Annotated in this window: 17 protein-coding genes; 14 read left to right on the forward strand and 3 right to left on the reverse strand. The window is 68.9% G+C overall.

Annotation, left to right across the window (positions count from 1 at the left end):
• Positions 1-16: 16 nt before the first annotated feature.
• The 6 genes from ACLQ27_RS06560 to ACLQ27_RS06585 all read left to right on the forward strand — a co-directional run bounded on the left by ACLQ27_RS06560 (position 17) and on the right by ACLQ27_RS06585 (position 9,144).
• The gene (locus ACLQ27_RS06560; RefSeq protein ID WP_425865908.1) at positions 17-2,419 is read left to right on the forward strand and encodes a phosphoketolase family protein; all 2,403 of its coding nucleotides are present in this window, start codon (positions 17-19) and stop codon (positions 2,417-2,419) included.
• A 120-nt stretch (positions 2,420-2,539) separates the two neighbouring features.
• On the forward strand, positions 2,540-3,100 hold the full coding sequence (locus ACLQ27_RS06565; RefSeq protein WP_425865909.1) for a hypothetical protein: 561 nt from the start codon (positions 2,540-2,542) through the stop codon (positions 3,098-3,100).
• A 233-nt stretch (positions 3,101-3,333) separates the two neighbouring features.
• Positions 3,334-4,038, forward strand: a complete 705-nt coding sequence (locus tag ACLQ27_RS06570) for a CpXC domain-containing protein (protein ID WP_425865910.1) — start codon at positions 3,334-3,336, stop codon at positions 4,036-4,038.
• 52 nt (positions 4,039-4,090) lie between these two features.
• A complete protein-coding gene (locus tag ACLQ27_RS06575; protein WP_425865911.1) occupies positions 4,091-7,711 on the forward strand; it encodes a CHAT domain-containing protein in 3,621 nt (1,206 codons plus the stop codon).
• Positions 7,708-8,496, forward strand: coding sequence for a hypothetical protein (locus ACLQ27_RS06580; RefSeq protein WP_425865912.1), 789 nt, complete (start codon positions 7,708-7,710; stop codon positions 8,494-8,496). Before ACLQ27_RS06575 ends, ACLQ27_RS06580 begins: the two co-directional genes overlap by 4 nt.
• 75 nt (positions 8,497-8,571) lie before the next feature.
• Positions 8,572-9,144 (forward strand): hypothetical protein, encoded by a 573-nt coding sequence (locus ACLQ27_RS06585; protein WP_425865913.1) that lies wholly within the window; start codon positions 8,572-8,574, stop codon positions 9,142-9,144.
• Positions 9,145-9,222: 78 nt separating this feature from the next.
• Here ACLQ27_RS06585 and ACLQ27_RS06590 read toward each other — a convergent pair whose 3' ends face one another.
• From ACLQ27_RS06590 to ACLQ27_RS06600, 3 genes are all read right to left on the reverse strand, one after another.
• The gene (locus ACLQ27_RS06590) at positions 9,223-10,044 is read right to left on the reverse strand and encodes an alpha/beta fold hydrolase (protein ID WP_425865914.1); all 822 of its coding nucleotides are present in this window, start codon (positions 10,042-10,044) and stop codon (positions 9,223-9,225) included.
• A gap of 19 nt (positions 10,045-10,063) precedes the next feature.
• A complete protein-coding gene (locus ACLQ27_RS06595; protein ID WP_222952845.1) occupies positions 10,064-10,633 on the reverse strand; it encodes a DJ-1/PfpI family protein in 570 nt (189 codons plus the stop codon).
• Positions 10,634-10,721: 88 nt separating this feature from the next.
• Complete coding sequence (locus ACLQ27_RS06600) at positions 10,722-11,465, reverse strand: GntR family transcriptional regulator (protein WP_357574275.1); 744 nt, start codon at positions 11,463-11,465, stop codon at positions 10,722-10,724.
• Positions 11,466-11,822: 357 nt separating this feature from the next.
• Between ACLQ27_RS06600 and ACLQ27_RS06605 the strand changes: the two genes are divergently transcribed.
• The 8 genes from ACLQ27_RS06605 (at position 11,823) to ACLQ27_RS06640 (ending at position 21,736) form a co-directional block, all read left to right on the forward strand.
• On the forward strand, positions 11,823-13,229 hold the full coding sequence (locus tag ACLQ27_RS06605; RefSeq protein WP_234580973.1) for an extracellular solute-binding protein: 1,407 nt from the start codon (positions 11,823-11,825) through the stop codon (positions 13,227-13,229).
• Positions 13,230-13,276: 47 nt separating this feature from the next.
• Entirely contained in the window at positions 13,277-14,176 is a 900-nt protein-coding gene (locus tag ACLQ27_RS06610) for a carbohydrate ABC transporter permease (RefSeq protein ID WP_234580970.1), read from the forward strand.
• Positions 14,176-15,087: a carbohydrate ABC transporter permease gene (locus ACLQ27_RS06615; RefSeq protein WP_357493052.1), complete on the forward strand. Its 912-nt coding sequence runs from the start codon at positions 14,176-14,178 to the stop codon at positions 15,085-15,087. The genes ACLQ27_RS06610 and ACLQ27_RS06615 overlap by 1 nt, the downstream gene beginning before the upstream one ends.
• The gene (locus tag ACLQ27_RS06620; protein WP_357493054.1) at positions 15,087-16,154 is read left to right on the forward strand and encodes an ABC transporter ATP-binding protein; all 1,068 of its coding nucleotides are present in this window, start codon (positions 15,087-15,089) and stop codon (positions 16,152-16,154) included. The genes ACLQ27_RS06615 and ACLQ27_RS06620 overlap by 1 nt, the downstream gene beginning before the upstream one ends.
• A complete protein-coding gene (locus ACLQ27_RS06625) occupies positions 16,154-17,230 on the forward strand; it encodes an ABC transporter ATP-binding protein (protein WP_357493056.1) in 1,077 nt (358 codons plus the stop codon). The genes ACLQ27_RS06620 and ACLQ27_RS06625 overlap by 1 nt, the downstream gene beginning before the upstream one ends.
• Before the next feature lie 188 nt (positions 17,231-17,418).
• Entirely contained in the window at positions 17,419-18,879 is a 1,461-nt protein-coding gene (locus ACLQ27_RS06630) for an NAD-dependent succinate-semialdehyde dehydrogenase (RefSeq protein ID WP_425865915.1), read from the forward strand.
• A 138-nt stretch (positions 18,880-19,017) separates the two neighbouring features.
• Positions 19,018-20,226: an iron-containing alcohol dehydrogenase gene (locus ACLQ27_RS06635; RefSeq protein ID WP_357493060.1), complete on the forward strand. Its 1,209-nt coding sequence runs from the start codon at positions 19,018-19,020 to the stop codon at positions 20,224-20,226.
• Between the two features lie 172 nt (positions 20,227-20,398).
• Positions 20,399-21,736 (forward strand): GH25 family lysozyme, encoded by a 1,338-nt coding sequence (locus tag ACLQ27_RS06640; protein WP_425865916.1) that lies wholly within the window; start codon positions 20,399-20,401, stop codon positions 21,734-21,736.
• Positions 21,737-21,759: the final 23 nt, after the last annotated feature.

Genomic DNA, 21,759 nt, shown 5'->3' on the forward strand with positions numbered 1-21,759 from the left:
CAGCGAAAGGACCACAGTGACCGCGGCCGTATCCGAACTCCGTACGCTCGCCGAACTCGACGACACCGAACTCGCTCGTCTGGACGCGTGGTGGCGGGCGAACAACTACCTGACCATCGGGCAGATCTACCTGCAGGGCAATCCGCTGCTGCGCGAACCCCTGTCGGCTGAGCACATCAAGCCGCGCCTGCTCGGTCACTGGGGCACCAGCCCCGGCCTGTCGCTGATCTACGCGCACGTCTCCCGGCTGATCCGGCACACCGGTCAGCAGGCGATCTACCTGGCCGGTCCGGGTCACGGCGGGCCGGCGCTGGTGGCCGCGGGCTATCTGGAAGGCACCTACAGCGAGATCTACCCGGACGTCAGCCAGGACGAGGCCGGGATGCTGCGCCTGTTCCGGCAGTTCTCCAGCCCGGGCGGTATCCCGTCGCACGTGTCGGTGACCACCCCCGGCTCCATCCACGAGGGTGGCGAGCTGGGCTACGTCCTGGTCCACGCGTTCGGCGCGGTCATGGACAACCCCGACCTGCTGGCCATCGCGGTCGTCGGCGACGGCGAGGCCGAGACCGGGCCCCTCGAGGGCTCCTGGAAGGGCGTGTCCTTCCTCAACCCCGAACGCGACGGCGCGGTCCTGCCGATCCTGCACCTCAACGACGCCAAGATCTCCGGTCCCACGGTGCTGGGTCGCAAGGACCCCGAGGAGGTACGCGCCCTGCTGCGCGGCCACGGTTACGACGTCATCGAGGTCGAGGGCTCCGACCTGCCCGGCATGCACCACCGCTTCGCCGCCGCCCTCGCCACCGCCTGGACGAGGATCCGCGACATTCAGACCGCCGCCCGTGACGGTTCCTGGGACGGCACCCGCCCGGTCTGGCCGCTGATCGTCCTACGGTCGCCGAAGGGCTGGACCGGGCCGGACTCCGTCGACGGGATCACCGTCACCGGAACGTGGCGGTCCCACCAGGTGCCGCTGTCCGGCGTCAAGGACAACCCCGAGCATCTCGCGCTGCTTGAGAGCTGGCTCAAGTCGTACCGTCCGGAGGAGCTGTTCGATTCCGCCGGCACGCCCGTGGCGGCCATCCGGGACCAGGCGCCCGACGGCGACCTGCGGATGAGTGCCAGCCCGCATGCCAACGGCGGGGTGCTGACCCGGGATCTGGACCTGCCGAACTTCCGGGCCTACGCGATCGACGTGCCCCGGCCCGCGCAGCAGCGGGCCGAGTCGACGCGCAAGCTGGGCGAGATGATGCGCGACATCTACACCCGCAACGCCGACCGGTTCCGGTTGTTCTGCCCGGACGAGACCAACAGCAACCGGCTCGGCAGCGTCTTCGAGGTCTCCGACCGTGCCTTCATGGAGCGCGTGACACCGGAGGACGTGGCGATCAGCCGCGACGGCCGGGTCATGGAGGTGCTCAGCGAGCACAACTGCCACGGTTGGCTGGAGGGTTACAACCTGACCGGCCGGCACGGGATGTTCGCCACCTACGAGGCGTTCGCCATGGTCAGCGCCTCGCAGACCGTGCAGCACGGCAAGTGGTTGCAGGAGGCCAAGAACCTGCCGTGGCGCGAGAAGGTGCCCAGCCTCAACGTGCTGCTCACCTCGACGGCGTGGCGCAACGACCACAACGGCTTCTCCCACCAGGGGCCGGGCCTGATCCAGGTGGTGCTCACCCAGCGCGGCGATGTCGCCCGGGTCTACCTGCCACCGGACGCCAACACCCTGCTGTCGGTGGCCGACCACTGCTTCCGGTCGCGGTCGTACATCAACCTGATCGTGATCGACAAGCAGCCGCAGCTGCAGTACCTCTCCATGGACGAGGCTGTCGAACACTGTGCTCGCGGCGCGGGCGTCTGGGACTGGGCCGGCACCGACGACGGCACCAGCGACCCCGACATCGTCCTCGCCTGCGCCGGCGACGTCGTCACCATGGAGACCGTCGCGGCGGCGCAGATCCTGCGCGACAAGCTGCCCGGCCTCAAGGTCCGCGTGGTCAACGTGGTCGACCTGATGACCCTCGTCCGGCCCAAGGACCACCCGCACGGCATGAGCGAGACCCTGTTCACCGAGCTGTTCACCGACAACGTCGACGTGGTGTTCTCCTTCCACGGCTACCCCGGCGCGATCCACCAGCTCGTGCACGGCCGCCCCGACGCCGACCGGTTCCGCGTCCGCGGCTTCATCGAGCAGGGCACGACCACCACCCCGTTCGACATGACCGTGCGCAACAAGGCATCGCGGTACCACCTCGTGATGGACGCCATCAACAACGCCAAGCGCCTCCCGCGCGGCGCCGCGGACCTCAAGGCGTGGTGCCAGAGCCAGCTCGACCGCCACGAGACGTACGTGGTGGAACACCTGGAGGACATGCCCGAGGTCCGCGACTGGGCCCTCGGCGACTGGGCCGCGCGCGGCTGAGATCGACCGCCCTGATGGGCGCACCCGCACCTAGAGGTCCCGGACGGTCCCGACCGTCCGGGACCGCTGCTCGACCGCGAACTGGAGGACGGCACCTGGCAGCTCGCCTGGACGCAGGCCGTGCCGCGGCTGCGCTGGCTGGCGGCCAAGCTCGTGGCGCTGGCCGGCGTCACCGTCGCGCTCACCGGGATGTTCACCGCCGTGCTCACCTGGTTCCGTCAGCCGTTCGACGCGTGGGAGGGGCGGTTCCAGTACGACGCCTTCGACCTGGAGGGACTCGTCCCGGTGGCGTACGCGCTGTTCGCGTTCGGCGTCGCCACCGCCGCCGGGGCGATCCTGCGGCGCAGCCTGCCCGCGTTCGGCGTCGCGTTCGGAGCGTTCCTCGCCGCCCGGATGTCGGTGGCGCTGCTGGCCCGTCCCGCGTACGCGACGCCGCTCACCACCATGGGGCCGGTCCCCGCCGGCGGGCCGACGGAGCAGGCGCGGCACCGGCTCGTGCCCGGCGTAGCCGACTGGGTGATCGAACGCGGCTACGCGGACGCCGCCGGACGCAGGCTGAGCAGCGTCGAGTACTTCGAACTGGAGGACGCCACCAACCGGGCCGGCACGAACCTCAACCAGTTCCTGCACGAGCGGGGCGTCCAGCAGTTCGGGGTCTACCACCCGGCCGACCGGTTCTGAACGTTCCAGTTCGTAGAGGCGGCCCTGTTCGTCGCCGCCGCGGCGGTCCTGATCGGTGTGGTGGTGTGGCGGGTCCGGCATCGTGTGGTCTAGGACAGCACAACACCGGGCGGCAAGGCGGGCACTCAGCGTCGATCGTCCGACGGTCTGTCCGATTCACGTCGACCAACGTGGGGGTCTGGTAGCAAATAGCAGAATGTTCTCGCATACGGTGTCCACGGTGAGGAGTACTGGTGGCGAGAAATGTGAGCCTCCCGCAGTACCCGCCGACCCGATGCGTCGGCTGCGGCGCCCCGTACGCCCCGGAGCTGCACGTCGTCGTCGATGCGACGGAGCGCCCCGACCTGGTCCAGCGGATCAAGGACGACATATTGCATTGCGCGATCTGCCCGCACTGCGGGGTGATCATGAGCTTCGGCATGCCCCTTCTGGTGTACCGACCCGGCGAGCCGGTACCCGTACTGTATTCACCGGTGCCTATCGCTAACCCACAACAGCGTGACATGCACGCCGAGATGCTGCTCGCGGCGTTGAGCCGGCAACTCGGCCCGGATTGGGACGACCGACTCGCTAACGATGTGTACGTGGTGGAGCGGGACCGGCTACCTGAGGTGGTGGACGTGAACCCCGACCTGCTGGCCGGCGGCCGGGACCCGTCGCTGCGCCACGCGATGGACCTGTTCCTGCACTGCAGCAGCTGGGAGCAGGCCCGCGCGGCCGTGGAAGCGCACCGCGACCTGCTGCTGTCCCGTGAGGCCGAGATCGTGCTCAGGCGCGGTATCGACCGCACCCACGACAACGGCCTGGATGACGCGGTCGCGACGCTGACCGACCACCTGGCCGTACTGCGGGAGTGTCGCGAGCGTGGGGTGGCAGCCGCGTTCGCTGGTCGAGTTGACGGATCCGGCTGCACCCCGAAGGCCTGGAGGGTGGGGTGAATTCCACACCGGAGCGGGGCACCGCACCTTCGCCACGCCAAGGCAGGGCATGGTGACCGGGAGCGACTCCCTCGTCGAGACCATCGTTAGCGCCGTGTTGAGCGGGCAACATCCCGACTCCTGGCGCGAAGCCGTACAGAAGTACGGGCCGCTGATGCGGCAACGTTCAGTGGCCGAGGCGGTGCTTGCGTCGGTGGGGAGGCTCGCCGCAGAGGGGCGAGTTGTGGACGCCGAAAGGCTACGCCGTTGGTATGACGAGGTTGACCGGTTGATCGTCAAGCAGACCGGCATGCAGGCGCTGCTGAGCGCCGACGACCCAGCCGAGTTCGCGGCGGTGCTGCGCCAGCATCCGGAGTTGGCCACGCCGCAGGCGGTCGAGCAGGGCCTGGCCGAGGTGCGATCGCTCATCAACAGCTCCTCTCCGTACCCGTCCGCGCTGGCACTCCGGTTCGCGGGCGCGCTGCTGCCCACGCTCATGCGTATCGCCGACGTCATCGACTCGGACGAACTACGTAACCGGTGCCTCTCGGAACGCGCCGCGCTGGCCTACGTCAGCAATGACTTCACGGGTGCACTGCGGGACTTCACCGTTGTCATGGAGTACTGGACTTCGCATCGGCATCATTTCGAGGCTGGTCGTGTCGCCAGCATGTCTGGCGAAGTCCTGCGTCAACTGAACCGAGACGACGAGGCCCTAGCGTCGTACCGCCGGGCCGTTGGACTGCTGACCGAGTCAGGCGACGGGGAGGCGCTGCTCGGGCCGACGCACCAGAGCATCGCGCACCTCCTGTTGGATCGGGGTGACGACGACGGCGCGCTGGCGCACCTCGAACTCGCCGTGAAGCACCGGACCAACGCCGGCCAGACCCAACGGGTGCCGGCTCTCCTGCAGGCGCTCAGTCGCCTGCTGATTCACCGGAACGAGACGGCAAGGGCGCTCGAACCGGTCGAACGGCTGGTCGAGATGTGGGCCGCGCACCCCGTCGCGGACGGTACGGACATGGTCGAGCTGATTCTCGGCTGCGCGGCGTCGGTGGTGATCGGCAGCCAGGGTGAGGCCGTGTACCTGCGCAGTCTGGACGGCGACGATCCTGCCGAATACCAGGCCTATGTCGACGCGGAGCATCTCGCCGACGCGCGGCGCTGGCTCGCGGCGGCCGAACGGGCGATCAGGCTCGTCCCCGATGAGCGTGCTGAGGCGATGCTCAGGCACCTCGAAGCCGTCGTGCACAGTGCCAGCGGAGAGTTGGAACGCGCGGTCGAGCGGGCGGAGCGTGCGCTGCGGTTCTACACCGAGCAGGATGATCCCTCGCAGTACTATTCGCTGCTGGCTATCCTCATCGAGGCAGAGGGGGAACGTGGCCGGTTCGAGGCGGCAATCGGGTGGTGCGACAAGATGCTTGCCCGGCCCGACGAGGATCAGCACCGGGTAGCCGCGCTCATCACCCGCTCGATCTACCTGTCCAGCCTGGGTCGGACCGCCGAGGCACTGACAGACCTGCACGAAGCCGTCAGCTCCGCCCGCGCGATCGACGGCAAGCTGGCGCGGACGAGGGAGGGTTCCGCCCTCTCCGCACTCGCCCGGGTGTACGAGACGGTCGGCGACGTCCGCGGTGCGGTCGAGGCGACCCGCGATGCCCTCCGGCTGGCGCGGTCCATTGGGCACAAGCGCGGCGAGGCGACCGAGCTGTCCGCACTTGGCGTCCTGCTCGGCAAGCTGGCGACAGGGTCACTACGCGTTCCGCTGTCGGTAGCCGACCGCGTGACCATCCTCGACGCCATGTACCAAGCCGACCCGACGCTGACCAGTTGGCCACGCGGGCTCACCCTGGAGGCGGCGGCCCAGGCGCTGCTGGAGCGCGCCGGCGGCATATACCAGGAGATCCAGGACGAGGCCGGGTGGTCCAGCGTGCGGCTCAACCTGTCCAACCTCGTGCCGGATTCCGAGGCCCTGCGCAGGGTGGACATTCTCACCGAGGTGCTGGCCCGCAAGGAGGCGACCAGTGACCTGCCTGGCGCAGCAGTCGCACTGGCAAACCTGGCCATGGCGTACGGAAAGCTCGGCGACCGTGCTGCGGCGAGCGACGCGCTGGGGCGGAGCCTCGACATCTCGCGCGACTCGGGCCTGATCGAACTTGCCGCCCAGTCCCTTGTCTCGCGCGCTCAACTGCGCCTGGACGGCGGAGACGCGGCCGCGGCAGAGGCGGACCTTGCGGAAGCCGTGGGCATGATCGAGGCGGCCCGTGTCCAGGTTCCGCTCGCGGACCGGTACCGGGTCGGATTCGCACACAACAAGGGCGGGGCCTACGCGGCCCTGACCGACCTGCTGGCCGAGCGCGGCGCGTACGACGACGCGTTCGCCGTGGCGCAGATGTCCAAGTCTCGAGCACTGCTGGAGATCGCCGCCACGGCCGACGTGCAGCCGTCACAGCCGGCAGTTGGGCGCTTCGCCGAACTCCTGGCCCAAGAGCGGGAGCACCTGGCCCGGTTACGCGCGGCCCAGCACGCCGTCGCGGACGCGGTGAACGAGGACCTCGTTGCGCCGCCCGCGGATATCGCCGATCTCAACGTCGTCTACGACGAGATGAAGGCGTACGACCCGGAGTACGTGTCGATGCGGCGCGGAACGCCGGTTGGCCTCGCCGAGCTGCGGGCCTGGCTCGCCGCCCAGGGACGGCCGGTACTGCTCGTCGAGTACTTCCTGTCGGGTGACCGGCTGACGGTGTTCCTCATGCGAGCGGGGTGGACCAGCGTGGTCGCGTACCGGCGACCATTGACCCTGGAGGAGTTGCGCGTCGGGTACGCGGACTTCCAGCGCCAGGTTGTGCGCTACCGCAACGCCGGCGGCAACGGGTGGACCGCGCTGTCCCAGGTGCTGACCGAACCGTTGGCTGAGCATCTGCGTCCGGGTGACCTGGTTTACCTGGTGCCACACCGGCTGCTCCACGGACTGCCCCTGCACGCCCTTCTGGTGGGCGGCGCACCGCTGGTGGCTCGGCATCCCGTTGCCTACGCCCCGGTGTCCGGGCTACTGCCGCTGAGCCAGAACGCCGCCAAGGGCAGCGGACGGTTGGAGTCGTGCGTATCGATCGGCGCGGTCTTCACCGAGGAGGCACAGGAGGTCGCCGAACTGTTCGGCACCGAGGCCGTCGAGCTGACCGAGATCTCCCCGGAAACGATAGCGGAGTTGTGTGCCGACAAGGATGTCTGCCATTTCTCCTGCCACGCCCGATTCAACGAACACTACCCCTTGTCATCCGGCTTAGAGCTGCGTCCCACTCCTGGTCGACGTCGGACGATTTCCGACGTCGACGGTCTGCTCACCGCGCGCCAGATCATGCGGATGCGCCTGAACACCGAACTGGTCTGTCTCAGTGCGTGCGAGACCGCGATCAGTCAGGTCAGTGAGGGCGATGAACTGCTGGGGCTGATTCGCGCCTTCCTGTACGCCGGTGCGCCTTCGGTCACCGCGAGCCTCTGGTCGGTCGACGCGGAGACAACCCGAACCCTGATGGTGGCCTTCTACCGGAATCTCCGGCAGGCTTGGGTCGAGAGCGGCCGGATCGACAAGGCGGAGGCACTACGCCAGGCCCAGTTGCAGGTGATGGCGCAGGTCGGCGAGCGGTCGTCGTTCTACTGGGCGCCGTTCGTGCTGATTGGCGACTGGCGATGACCGACACCCACGGGGAGCTGAGCGTGAACGATGTCGACCTCGACGTCGAGCTTGTGCCGATCGAACCGGACGGAGCGAAGGGGCCGGGTGAGGACCAGGCCGAGATGCGCACGTTCCTCGGCAGGCGCAACGTGATCCGGTTGGGTGCGCCGCGGTACGACGACTATCTCGCCGAGGTGCTGGCCGAGTCGTCCGCCCTCCCGAAGGAGCTGGAGCGACGCCGCGCCGAGGGCTACGGCTTCCAACTCGTACGGCCCACCATCACTCTCCTGCCCGACCGCGACTGCGTGTTCGTGGCCGCCGAACTGAGCTTGGAGCTGTGGGCCGCGCCGCTCACCCAAACGGCCATGAGCCGCCCGACCGCCTACGACGTCCAGCCGACAGAGGTGGTCGAGGAACTCCCGTACAGCCTGTACACCGGCCACAGCTACGAGGTGGGCGGTGAGGCCGATGCCGGCATCGGCAAGCTGATCGCAAAGATGGCCGCGGAGAATTCCCTGGAGCGCAACGGGGTACGCGTCGTCCGTCGCTTGTACGGCTACGGCATCAACTTCTCGGAGGTGGGCTGGCGGCTCCAGGCGACGACGAACCATCCACTCGAAGGCGATGTGCGGGACTTGACACTGGTGGCCCAACTGCCACCGGGAACGGCGCTGCTGGGTCGGTTCCACGTGGCGGCGGAGATCGCGGTGCGGACGAGTGCCGACCGGTGGCTCACGGCGAGTTTCGGTCCGCGTCGGCGGGGCCCGGTGCTGGAGGTCACCTACCCGCTCTCGCCGTTCTGACCGGCTGGGGATCTTCGCGCCGACGTCCTGAGGCAGGCCCCGTAGGTCCCGGCGCTGATCCGGCTCAGCGCACCGGTGATCTTCCGCCGGCTGCGGGAACGCTGGTCGGCGGAGCAGATGGCCGCCCATCTCACCCAGGTCGAGCGGATGATCCAACGGGTGCCCGATCAGCCGGCGCTGAGCGTGTTCGCTCCCGTCCTGGATCTCGGCGTATCCGGCCACGCCGATATCGCCTTCGACTACGCCACCGCCACCGCCACCGCCACCGAGGCGGATCGCCCCGCCACGCTGCTCGGTTCGGTTGGGCAGCTGGAGACCGCCAAGCAGTTCGCGACGACTGTCGACGGTGGCCTGAGCACCGCCCGGCTGACCGCGATGGTCACCGCTGTCGGCGGTTTGCCGGACGCCGTGTCGGTGACCGTCCAACTGCTCGAACTGATCAGCGACATCACGTCCGGGCGGTTCGAGGACGCGCAGAGGTTCATCGCGACCAACCAGGGCCGGATCAGCACGGACCAGAAGGCTCACTGGGTCAACGCCATCGCTGAGCTGGGGCTCGTCATGCCCGCCCACCAACCGCATTTGAAGCTCCTCTCCGAGGCCGTCCACAACTGCCCGCCCAAGGAGCCCGTCGGGCGCCCCGGCTGAGCGACTCTGACCTGGTCGTACGGTCGCGCCAGCGCACCCGGCTGATCCGCTCGGGCGCCGGCGAGCCGGCCGGCGCGATCAGTGGGCCCGCTCTCGGCCGAGGAAGCACGACAGCAGTCGCCTGAACTCGTGCGGGTGCTCGATCGCCGGCACGTGCCCGCATCGCCCGAACACGTGCAGACGGACGTCCGCCAGGTGTTCGAGCAGGGGCTGGGCTGCTGTTTCGAGCGGGGTGACCCGGTCCTCGGCGCCGTGAACGAGCAGCACGGGCGCGCGGATCGCGGCAAGCGTCTGCGCCGAGAGGGTGAGGTCGTCGACCCATCGTGCCCTGGGTGGAGGGAACAACGACGCGAAGGCGTCCGCCCCCGCTCGCATCGCAGCGGCACGGGCATCGACTGCCGAATCGGTCACGAGCGCCTGGTCGAGGACGAGGCGACTCAGCATGTCCCGTGCCCCGGTCGGGCCGGCCGGGGCGGCCCAGACGGCGTCGAGATCGGCGGACAGCGGCGCCCCGGGGGCGCCCATCGTCGAGACCGCCACGACACGGGTGACCTGCTGGGGGCGGGCGGCCGCCAACGCCAGCGCCACGGCGCCGCCCATGGAGTGACCCACCACGGCGTAGTGGTCGATGCCGAGAGCATTCATCAGGCCCGCGGCCTGTTCCGTCCACAGCCGGAGCCCGCCCCTGGAGCCCGCCGGGACGGGCGTACGGCCGAACCCCGCCTGATCCGGAGCCACCAGGTGCCAGGACGTGCCGAGCGCCTGCGCCGTCGTTGCCCAGGCGCCGGACCCGGTCGTGCCGGGTCCGGAGCCGTGCAGCATCAGCACCGCGGGACCGGTGCCGCTCTCCAGGACGTGAACGGGGGAACCGTCGACGGTGACGGTCCGAAGTGCCGTCACCGGGGCAGACCAGGTGCGCTCATGCCGAGGCGGAGTTGACGGACTTCGAGAAGAGCTCCATCATCGCCCGGCCGAACTGCGGCATGTCGGGCCAACCCCGGCAGGAGACGAGGTTGCCGTCCACGACGTCGGGAGCGTCGATGACCGTCGCGCCCGCGTTCTCCATGTCACCGGTGATCGGGGGGAAGCACGCCGTCTTCCGGCCCTTCAGCAGCCCGTACACCGCCGGCACCTGCGCACCGTGGCACACCAGCGCGATGGGGAGGTTGCGTGCGAAGAAGTGCTCGGTGATGCGCCGGACGTCGGCGTCGACCCGGATCCACTCGGGGGCACGTCCACCGGGGATGATGAGGGCGTCGTAGCGCTCGACGTCGACCTCGGCCCAGGGCACGTCGACCGGCAGCTTCCGGCCGTTCTTCTCCACGTAGGCGTCGGAGTTGGGGTCGAACTCGTGGATGACCAGTTGCACGTCACGCATCGTCCGGGACGAGACGTCGACGTCCCAGCCGCCCTCCTGCACGCGGTAGTAGGGATACATGGTGTCGAGTTCCTCGGCGGCGTCGCCGGTCAGGAGCAGCGCTCTGGGCACCTGCTTCTCCTCGCATGTGGGGACGGGCGGGGTGGATCAGATCCAATCCGATCTGATCGAGTTAGCATTCCTCGGCCCAGCCCGCCCGTCAACCCTCCACCGTCATCGGGTCCGCGTCCTTGACCTCGTCGAACAATCGACGGAAACGCTCGCCGGACCGAAGGATGTGCCGACGCATCGCGTAAGCAGCGGCGTCGGGGTCACGCGCGGCGATCGCTGCCACAACGTCCTCGTGCTCGGCCATGGCCAGGTGCGTGACCTGGGTGTCGTGGTGCAGCCGGAAGAGGTGCACGTGGCTGTGCAGGCGAGCGAGCGCTTCCCGGATGACCTGGTTCTCCGCGCTCTGGGCGACGAGATCGTGGAAAGCGGCGTCGCGTAGCCCGAAGGCACCGTAGGCCAGCAGCCCGCTGCCCCCCTGAAGCTCGGCCATCTCCTCCAGCATCCGCCGCAGACCGGCCACCTGCTCCAAGGACGCCCGTTCGGCGGATCTGCGTGCCGCCGCCGGCTCCAGGAGCAGGCGAACCTCGAGCATGTCCTCGAATCGGTGACGGGTGATCTGGGGTGGGATGCGGTAGCCGGCATGGGGCACACGCACGACCAGGCCCTCGGCCTCCATACGGTTCAGGGCGTCGCGGATCGGCGTCTGCGAGACCCCCAGCTCCCGCGCCAGGACGTCGATCGTGACGCGGGAACCAGGCTCGATCCGGAGCGACATCAGCTGTCCGAGCAGCGTGTCGTACACCTCGTCGGCGAGCCGGCCGCGAGATCTTCCCGGCGGCATCGCACCCGGCACGGCCCGCCGGCCCCGCCCGCTCATCGCTTCGTCGTCCATCGTGACCTGAGGTCCTTTCTTGCGCCTTCGGGAACCTGTTGACACCAGTCACGACGCTGCGGCATGCTGACGCCCCCACCCGGATCGTATAGGAAACGCGACGGATGATCTTCATCCTCCACCATCGCGGAACCACCCGCCACGGCGACTTCGATCACCTGGAGGACTGCCCGACGGTCTGCAGACCCAGCAGATGGCGGCGTACTCGTGACGCCGACCCCCGGGTCGACCCCCGCGACAGTCCAGCGACACGCCTGAACAACCCAGCAACTGCTCGGCGAAGCGCATAGCGAGGCTCTGGAAGTTCCCACCCAGAAAGCAGGCGAGAACATGCGGAATCCGAAGCGAATAGGAATCATGTCCGTTCCCGGCCGGAAGGCGCGGCTGGCGGCGGCGGCCCTGCTGCTGGTCGCCACGACCGTGACGGCATGCGGCGACGGCAAGGACGACGGCGAGAAGGCGAGCGCCCCCAAGGCGCCGGCGACCATCCCGGAACTCACCAAGGACCCGCTGACTCTCAGCTTCATCTGGTTCGACTGGCCCCCCGCCAAGGCACTGGAGGCCTTCGCGAACGCCGAGTACAAGAAAGAGCGGCCGAACACGACCATCAAGGTCAACACCGTGCCGAACGCCAACTGGCACGACGCGATGTTCACCCAGTTCGCCGCGCACAAGACCGACTTCGACATCGCGATCCTGGACTCGCAGCACATCGGCGAGGCCGTGACGAACGGCAACATCCTCGACCTCACCGACTTCGTCAAGCAGAACATCGACGTCGCGGCCTACAACCCGTACCTCCTGGCGGCCTACGGCCAGTTCCCCCAGGCGGAGACGGGCAAACGCGACGAGAACGCCAGCCTGTACGGGCTGCCGCTGCTCGGCGACACCTGGACGATGATCTACCGCAAGGACCTGATCGGTGACAAGCCTCCGCAGACCTGGGACCAGATGATCTCAGTCGCCGAGAAGTGCCAGGCGGAGAATCCCGGCGTCAGCGGGCTGGCGTTCCACCAGGCCAACGGCTCCGACGCGGCGGCCGTCACCTACAACACGGTCAACGGCGTCTACGGCGGCAACCTCTGGGACGCCAAGGCCCGCAAGATCAACGGCGTCCTCAACGACGCCGCCGGCCAGGAGGCGATGGACGTCCTGGTCAACAAGATGAAGCCGCTGACCGCCAAGGGCTCCGGCAACTGGTTCATCGACGAGGTGAACGCGGCGGTCGCCCAGGGCAAGGCCTGCATCGCGTTCAACTGGATCGCCGCGAGCGGCGGGCTGCTGGACCCGAAGCAGTCGACGCTCGGCACCACGCGGGAGCAGATTCTCGACAAGCTGGGCTTCGCCACCCTGCCGAGCCAGAAGACGAACCTGGTCCCCCTCGGCGGCATGGGGATGCACGTGTCGGCCTACTCCTCCGCGGCCAACCAGGCCGAGGCCCTGAACTTCATGAAGTGGTTCGAGCAGGCTGATGTTCAGAAGAAGTGGGCCGCGGCTGGTGGCGTGCCCTCGCGTACGGACGCCCTGCAGTCGCCCGAGTTCCTCAACGCCGGGCCCTTCAACCAGGTGTACACGGACTCGGTGCCGCGGATGCGGGACATGTGGAACGTGCCCGAGTACGCGCGCCTCGTCGACATCGAGAACACCAACGTGAACGCGGCCCTCAACGGCGCGAAGAAGCCGAAGGATGCGCTCGACGACATCGCCAAGGAGCAGCAGGGTGTGCTCGACTCCAGCGGCCGCAAGGGCGGCGGCGGGCTGTGAGTGACCCCGTCCCTCTGACGACCGACAACCCCGGGCAGGTGGCGTCCGTGCCGCCACCTGCGCCGGGTCGGTCCCGCCGGCTGACCGACCGCGGGCTCGCCGTGGGCTTCATCTCCCCCGCGCTGTTGCTGTTGCTCGCCATGTCGGTGTTCCCGTTGCTGTGGGCGTTGTACCTGTCCTTCACCGACTACTCGGCCACCCGCGGTGGGCCCGCCAATTTCATCGGGTTCGGGAACTACACCGCCATCCTGACGTCGGCGCAGGTCCACCAGAGGGCCCTGACGACGTTGATCTACGTGATCGGCGCGGTCGGCCTGCAGACCGTGCTCGGTTTCGGCATCGCCTACCTGATCTCGCGGCGTACGCACGGGCGAGGAGTGCTGACCACTCTGTTCCTGGTGCCGATGATGCTGTCGCCGGTAGTGGTCGGGCTGTTCTGGCGATTCATGCTCGACGCGCAGTTCGGCGTGATCAACAGCATGCTCGGCTCGCTCGGCCTGGGGCAGGTGGAGTGGCTCACCCGGCAGCGGACGGCACTGATCTCCCTGGTCGTGGTCGACACCTGGCAGTGGACGCCGTTCATCATGCTCATCGCGCTCGCGGGCCTGACGGCGGTTCCCAAGTACCTGTACGAGGCCGCCTCGATCGACCGGGCGTCCGAGTGGTTCCGGTTCCGCACCATCACTCTTCCCCTGGTGTGGCCGCTGCTCCTCATTGCCGTGATGTTCCGGGCCATCGAGGCCTTCCGGCTGTTCGACCTCGTCTACATCCTCACCAACGGAGGCCCGGGCGTCTCCACCGAGACGTTGTCGTTCCACGTCTACAAGGTGGCGTTCCTGGGCTTCAACACCGGAACCGCGTCGGCGTACGGGATTCTCATGGTCCTCGTCGTCATCGTCCTCACGCAGTTGTACCTGCGCTACCTGAACAAGCTCAAGGAGGACTGATGGCCGTCTCCGTCGACGAGGCCGTGTCCACAGGTCCTGCCCGGGATCACTCGCCCCCCGCGCGCCGCCTCGGCGGCCGGGGCCGCTCCGGGCTGGAGGTCGCGCTGCTGATCATGCTGGCCGTCGTGATGCTCTTTCCGGTGCTGTGGATGATTGAGACGTCCATCAAGGAGAACCGCGACGTCTACGCCATCCCGGCGAAGTTCTTCGACTTCAGAGTCACACTGGAGCACTACAGGGACGTGTTCGTCGCTCCCGATGGCGGTCGCTCGGCCCTGTCCGTCTCGTTCCTCAACTCCGCGGTGGTCGCGGGGGTCTCCACGGTGCTGGCCACCGTGTTGGGGGTGCCGGCGGCCTGGGCCTACTCACGCTTCGCGGTGAAGGCCAAGAAGGACCAACTGTTCTTCATCCTGTCCACCCGCTTCATGCCGCCCGTGGTGGTGGTGATCCCGATCTTCCTCATGTACCGCCAGGTCGGGCTCATCGACAGCAAGCTCGGGCTGATCCTCATCTACGCCGCGTTCAACGTCCCGTTCACGATCTGGATGATGAAGGGGTTCGTCGACGAGGTGCCCGCGGAGTACGAGGATGCCGCGATGCTCGACGGCTACACCCGTCTGCAGGCGTTCTGGAAATTCACCCTCCCCCTGCTCGTGCCCGGCATCGCCGCGACGGCGGTCTTCGCGCTCATCTTCTCGTGGAACGAGTTCGTGTTCGCCATCTTCCTCACCTCCAGCGACGACGTGCGGACGGCTCCGCCCGCCATCGCCGGCCTCATCGGTGGCACCACGACGGACTGGGGTCTCGTGGCCGCCGCCTCCGTGGTGTTCGCCCTACCGGTGCTCGTCTTCGCGTACCTGGTGCGCAAGCATCTCATCGCCGGTGTGACGCTCGGGGCGGTGCGACGCTGATGGCGGGCATCGAGGTGAACGCACTGCACAAGCGCTACCCGGACGGGACGGTAGCGGTTGATCACGTGGACCTGTCCATCGGTGATGGCGAGCTGTTCGTGATGCTCGGCCCTTCGGGTTGCGGCAAGACGACCACGCTGCGGGCCATCGCCGGCCTGGAAAGGCAGACGACTGGCGACATCCGCATCGGCGACACGCTCGTCAACGACCTGCCGCCCGCCGAGCGCGACATCGCCATGGTGTTCCAGTTCTACGCGCTCTATCCGCACCTGCGGACCCGCGACAACCTGGCGTTCCCCCTGCGGGCCGAGGGGCTGCCCAAGGCGGAGGTGCGCGGGCGGGTCGAGGAGGCCGCCCGGCTGATGCGGCTCGGACCGCTCCTGGACCGGCGACCGCGCCAGCTGTCCGGTGGGGAGCAGCAGCGCGTCGCGCTCGCTCGCGCCCTGGTGCGACGGCCGCGCGCATTCCTCATGGACGAACCTCTCACCAATCTGGACGCCGAGCTGAGAGCCGACATGCGCACGGAGATCAAGCACCTGCAGGGGGAACTGGGGGCGACGATGGTCTACGTCACCCACGACCAGGTCGAGGCAATGTCGCTCGGTCACCGGATCGCCATCCTCAACAAGGGCCGCGTCGAGCAGATCGGCACGCCGCTGGAGGTGTACGACCGGCCGGCGAGTCTCTTCTGCGCCGCGTTCATCGGCTCCCCGCCGATGAACCTGATCGAGGTGGAGGTGGCCGACGGAAAGCTGCGCGGTCAGGGCGGTCTGGTCCTCACGCCACCGCCCGGTCTGCCGCGCGACGCTCGCCTGGTGGCGGGCGTACGGCCGGAGGCTCTGGAAGTCACCGAGCCAGGGGCGGACGGCACTGTCCCGGCCCGCGTGGTCTCGGCGGAGTGGCTGGGCGACGAAATCATCTACGTGGTCGACCACGGCGGCGAGCGCGACGTACGGGTTCGGATGCCACCGACCGTCCGTTTCGCCGCTGACGCGAAGGTCGGGCTGCGGCACACCGGCGGGACCCCGGCGGTCTACGACGTGCGTACGGAAGAGCTGGTGGCCTGATGGGAACCGTGGCAGCGCGCGGGCTGAGCAAGTCCTTCGGGAAGGTCCAGGCCCTGGACGGGGTGACGCTGGACGTGCCGGACGGCTCGTTCTTCGTCGTGCTCGGGCCCTCCGGGGCAGGCAAGACCACGACCCTGCGAGCGATCGCCGGCCTGGAGAAGCTCGACGCCGGGTCGGTGCACCTGGACGGGAGGGACGCGACGGGTGACACCCCGGCCGCACGCGACCTGGCGATGGTCTTCCAGAGCTACGCCCTCTACCCGCGACACACGGTGTACGAGAACATCGCGTCGCCCCTGCGGGCACGCCGCTGTTCTTCCAGTGAGATCGCCGCCGCGGTCGAGCAGATGTCGAGCCTGCTGCACATCGAACGTCTGCTGCAGCGTCGTCCCGCGCAGTTGTCGGGCGGTGAGATGCAGCGTGTCGCCCTGGCCCGGGCGCTGGTCCGTCGCCCGCGCGCGTTTCTCATGGACGAGCCGCTCACGAACCTCGACCTCAAGCTCCGCGTCGAGATGCGCACCGAGCTCACCCGCATCCACCGGAGCCTCGGAGCGACGTTCGTCTACGTGACCAACGACCAGGTCGAGGCGCTGTCCATGGCCGACCAGGTCGCGGTCCTCAAGGAGGGCAAGGTGCAACAGGTCGGAACGCCGACCGAGGTGTACGAACGTCCCGCCAACCAGTGGGTCGCGGGATTCGTCGGGAGCCCGCCGATCAGCCTGCTCGCCTGCCGCGCCGAGGGAGATCGTCTGGTCGGCGCGGAGGGCTGGACGCTGCCACGACCCCGCTGGACCACCGCCGAGGACGGTCGTGCGCTGCTGCTGGGCCTGCGAGCGGAGGACCTGTCCGTCGAGCAGCGTGGGAACGCGTCGTTGTCCGGGGAACTCTACGGGCTCGAGCCGCTCGGTGACCGGACGCTTGTCGACGTCCGAGTGGGGACGAAGATCGTCAAGGTCAAGGCCCGGCCCACCGTCACCGGTACGCCGGGCGAACGGCTGCAGGTCACGGTCGACCTGGATCGGGCGCACCTGTTCGACGCGGACACCGGGCTGTCGCTGTCCGAGGCTGGGCGGTAACCGGGACGCCGAGACGGCAGTGGCGATCGGTGGTGCCGGGCGTCGCCCCGCCGACCGGGCCACTGCCCCATTCGACGCGCTCGACGAACCTCGCCCCCGACGAGGGCGGGTGACCCGTCCGTCTGCGCGCACAGCGCGATCGCTGCGGCACGCCGGACATCACCAAGAAGATCACAGGAGGCGACGCGATGAGTGACCCGATGAACGTCCTGGCCCCCGAACACCGGCGGCTCCGGATCGGCGACGCCTGGCGCGACGCCGCAAGCGGAGCCACCTTCGTCGTCGAGGACCCGGCCACCGGCAAGACCATCGCCGAGGTGGCGGACGCCGACGTCGGTGACGGGCTCGCCGCTCTGGACGCGGCGAGCACGGCAATGGCGCGGTGGGCGGCGACCCCGCCACGGAAACGGTCAGAGCTGTTGACCGCGACGTACCGGGCGCTGACCGAGCGAACCGAGGAGGTCGCCCGGCTGATCACGCTCGAGATGGGCAAGCCGCTCGCCGAGGCTCGGGCGGAGGTGGCCTACGGCGCCGAGTTCTTCCGTTGGTTCGCCGAGGAGGCGGTGCGCGTCGAGGGGCGCTACAGCGTCGCTCCCGCAGGTGGGTACCGCATCCTCACCGTGCCGAAGCCGGTCGGACCGTGCGTCTTCGTGACGCCCTGGAACTTTCCGTTGGCCATGGGTGCCCGCAAGATCGCTCCTGCGCTGGCAGCGGGCTGCACGACGATCACCAAGCCAGCCGCCCAGACGCCACTGACCATGCTGTTCCTGGCCCGCATCATGGAGGAGGTTGGCGTCCCCCCGGGCGTCGTCAACGTTCTGACCACCAAGCGTTCCGGCGAGGTGGTCTCGGCGCTGCTGGCCGACAGTCGGACCCGCAAGCTCTCGTTCACCGGGTCGACCGAGGTCGGGCGCGTGCTGCTCCGGCAGGCCGCGGACAACGTGCTGCGTACGTCAATGGAACTGGGCGGCAACGCGGCCTTGATCGTGTGTGCGGACGCTGACCTGGACGTCGCGCTCGACGGCGCCATGGTGGCCAAGATGCGCAACATCGGGGAGTCCTGCATCGCGGCCAACCGGATCTACGTCGAGGAGCCGGTGCGCGAGGAGTTCACGGCGCGCTTCGCCGAGCGGATGGGCGCGCTGTCGGTGGGCCATGGTCTCGACGACGGCGTGGACGTCGGAGCGTTGATCGACGAGGCCTCGGTCGCCACGATCGACGAGCTGGTCGCCGACGCTGTCGAACGTGGCGCGCGGGTATTGGTGGGCGGCGAGCGTCCGGACGGGCCGGGCCACTTCTACCCGCCGACGGTCCTCGTCGACGTGCCCGACGACGCGCGGATGCTGCGGGCGGAGATCTTCGGTCCGGTGGCGCCGATCATCTCGTTCACGTCCGACGACGAGGTGCTGGCGAAGGCCAACGACACCGAACACGGCCTGGTCGGATACGTCTTCACCCGGGACCTCCAGCGGGCGCTCCGGTTCACCGAGGGGCTGGACACGGGGATGATCGGCATCAACCGCGGCCTCATATCGGACCCGTCGGCCCCGTTCGGAGGCGTCAAGCAGTCCGGGATCGGCAAGGAGGGGTCGCACGAGGGCATCCTCGAATACCTCGATCTCACCTACGCGGCGATCGACCTGCCGTGACCGCCCTGCTGCTCCGGCCGCCCGGCGCGCGCGTCCGCGCCATCCTTGCGGCCAACCCTACCGACGCCGTCGGGGTCGCGCGGGTGACCCGGTCGCTCGCCCAGCACATCGCCGCCGACGTTCGAGAGAGGCACTGACATGCTTGAGACCGTCCGCGGACCACGCCAGCTGATCGTCGGCGAAGGGGTCGCGCAGAACATCCCACGGGTGGTGTCCGAGAGTGGCTCGCGGGTCCTCATCGTGACCGACCAGGTTCTGCTGGGGCAGCCGGGCGTGGCCGAGATCGTGGCCGCCGTGCGGGACACGGTCGAGGTCGTCGCGGTGTTCTCCGACGCGACTCCGGACGTGCCGCTCACCGATGTCGCCCTGGCCGTCTCGGCCGCCGCCGAGGTGGACGCCAACGTCATCCTCGCCATCGGTGGTGGCACGGTGATCGACCTCGCCAAGATCGTCGGCGTCATCCGGCGCCACGGTGGGACACCGCGCGACTTCTACGGCGAGTCGAAGGTGCCGGGGCCGACGATTCCTCTCGTCGCTGTCCCGACGACGTCAGGCACCGGTTCCGAGCTCACACCCGTCTCGGTGTTGACCGACCCGGACCGCGCGCTGAAGGTGGGGGTCTCCAGCGTCCACATCGTGCCCGACTTCGCCATCGTCGACCCCGAACTCACCTACACCTGCCCGGCGACCGTCACCGCCCACTCCGGAATCGACGCGTTCTGTCACGCGGTGGAGAGCTACACCGCGCGACCCCGGCCCCACGGACCGCGCGACCCGGTGGAGCAGGTCTTCCTCGGCCGCAACCCGATCACCGACCACTACGCGCTCCGGGCCGCGGAGCGGATCGCCCGTAGCCTGCGTCGCGCGGTCACCGACGGCGGCGACACGGACGCGCGCGCGGACATGTCCTACGGGTCCATGCTCGCCGGGCTCGCCTTCTCCCACGCGGGCAACGCGGCCCCGCACGCCCTCCAGTACCCCATCGGCGCCGCCACGCACACGCCACACGGCCTGGGTGTCGGGCTGCTCCTGCCCTACGCGCTGGACGCGGCCAGGGATGCGATCGCCGACCGGTTGGCCATCCTCGCCGGGGTGTGCGGGCTCGACGTGACCGACGCCTCGGATGCCGAGGCCGCGCAAACGTTCCTCACCTGGCTCGACGGACTCCTTGCCGACATCGGCATTCCTGCCACCCTGGCGGACATCGGCGTGGCACGCGCCGACCTCCCGCGTTTCGCGGAGATGGCCAGTGGCGTCACCCGCCTGATCCAGAACCATCCGGGCCCGACCGACACCGCCAGCCTGACCGCGATCCTCGAAGCGGCCTGGACCGGGGACCGGACCTGACACATCCGTGGGCGTGCTGCTGGCCGGCACACCGCTCGCGGCCGCCGTGGCGGTGTCCCCGACTCTCGAATTCCACCGTTCGGCTCGACGCGTCCTGCTGATGATCTGATTTCGCTCCTCCGGGACGGTGCGATCTCCCGTCGACAAGAAATACTCCTGCGGACCCACGCCGATGGAGGCAGCCAGCCGCGCCTCTCGGCGCGCGACACAGGCGTGGCGGGTTCTGCCCGCCGCGCCGGTGGTCAACTCGGCCCGCGAGCAAGGAGAAACTCACCTCACCATGCCTAGAAGACTGCTCTGCGTGCTGATGTCCGCCGGCCTCGCGGTCGGTACGGCGCTCGGCGTCACGCAGCCCGCGCATGCCGCGGACCCGACCGCCGATGGTGGCGGCCGAGCGAACGCTGGCATCACCCCGGGCGCGCGCAGCGCCGCGACGTCCACGAGTGCCGCCATCCCGGCGGGCTACACGGTCAGGGGCATCGACGTCTCCAGCCACGACCACAACCTGGGCCCGATCAGCTGGCCCGCGGTCGCGGCAAGCGGCGTCAAGTTCGCCTACGTCAAGGCGACGGAAGGCAGGACGTACCTCAATCCGTACTTCGCCGAAGACTATGCCGCGGCCAAGGACGCCGGTCTGCTCGTCGGGGCCTACCATTTCGCCCGTCCGGACAAGCGCGATCCGATCAACGAGGCCAACTTCTTTGTCGACAGCGCGATGTTCACCAAGGACGGCCAGACCCTCGTGCCGATGGTCGACATCGAGTGGCCCTACTGGAGCGACGCGCCCACCTGCTACGGGCTGACCCCGACCGAGATGTCGAACTGGATCCGGTCCTTCACCGACCAGGTCAAGGCACGCATCGGCCGGCCCGTGATGATCTACACGAACACCAACTACTGGAACCCGTGCACCGGCAAGAACGCGTCGTTCGGCGCCAACCCGTTGGACATCGCCGGCTACACCACCACTCGTCCACCCCTGCCGGCGGGTTGGACCGCGGAGACCATCTGGCAGTACGCCGCCGGCAACCCGAGCCAGCCCGGGAACTACAGCCAGAACGTCTTCAACGGCACCCACGCGGCCCTCACCGGGCTGACCGGCGCACCGGTGGCCGCGCCTCCGGTCGCCCTCCGCTCACGGACCAACAATCGCTACGTGGTGGCGGAGAGCGCCGGCGGCAAGCCGCTGATCGCCAACCGCACCACGGTCGCACTGTGGGAGCAGTTCGACGTGATCAGTGCCGGCGGCGGTTATGTCGCGCTCCGCTCGCGTGCCAACGGTCGGTACGTGACGGCGGAGAGCGCCGGCGCCAAACCACTGATCGCCAACCGCACCAAGGTCGGCACCTGGGAGAAGTTCACCATCATCAACAACTCGGACGACACGATCAGCCTGCGCGCCGCGACCAACGGCAGGTACGTGGTGGCGGAGAGCGGCGGCACCAAACCCCTCATCGCCAACCGGACGGCGATCGGCGCCTGGGAGAAGTTCGACCGGATCGCTCTCTGAGCACCGCCGCTGCCCGGCATCCT

The organism is Micromonospora sp. DT63, from assembly GCF_049841615.1.
Lineage (GTDB): Bacteria > Actinomycetota > Actinomycetes > Mycobacteriales > Micromonosporaceae > Micromonospora.

Coding starts and splice junctions, on each gene's coding strand:
- ACLQ27_RS06635 (WP_357493060.1), top strand. CDS start 19,018: ATGCTTGAGACCGTCCGCGGACCACGCCAGCTGATCGTCGGCGAAGGG.
- ACLQ27_RS06630 (WP_425865915.1), top strand. CDS start 17,419: ATGAGTGACCCGATGAACGTCCTGGCCCCCGAACACCGGCGGCTCCGG.
- ACLQ27_RS06615 (WP_357493052.1), top strand. CDS start 14,176: ATGGCCGTCTCCGTCGACGAGGCCGTGTCCACAGGTCCTGCCCGGGAT.
- ACLQ27_RS06580 (WP_425865912.1), top strand. CDS start 7,708: ATGACCGACACCCACGGGGAGCTGAGCGTGAACGATGTCGACCTCGAC.
- ACLQ27_RS06605 (WP_234580973.1), top strand. CDS start 11,823: ATGTCCGTTCCCGGCCGGAAGGCGCGGCTGGCGGCGGCGGCCCTGCTG.
- ACLQ27_RS06600 (WP_357574275.1), bottom strand. CDS start 11,465: ATGGACGACGAAGCGATGAGCGGGCGGGGCCGGCGGGCCGTGCCGGGT.
- ACLQ27_RS06640 (WP_425865916.1), top strand. CDS start 20,399: ATGGAGGCAGCCAGCCGCGCCTCTCGGCGCGCGACACAGGCGTGGCGG.
- ACLQ27_RS06625 (WP_357493056.1), top strand. CDS start 16,154: ATGGGAACCGTGGCAGCGCGCGGGCTGAGCAAGTCCTTCGGGAAGGTC.
- ACLQ27_RS06620 (WP_357493054.1), top strand. CDS start 15,087: ATGGCGGGCATCGAGGTGAACGCACTGCACAAGCGCTACCCGGACGGG.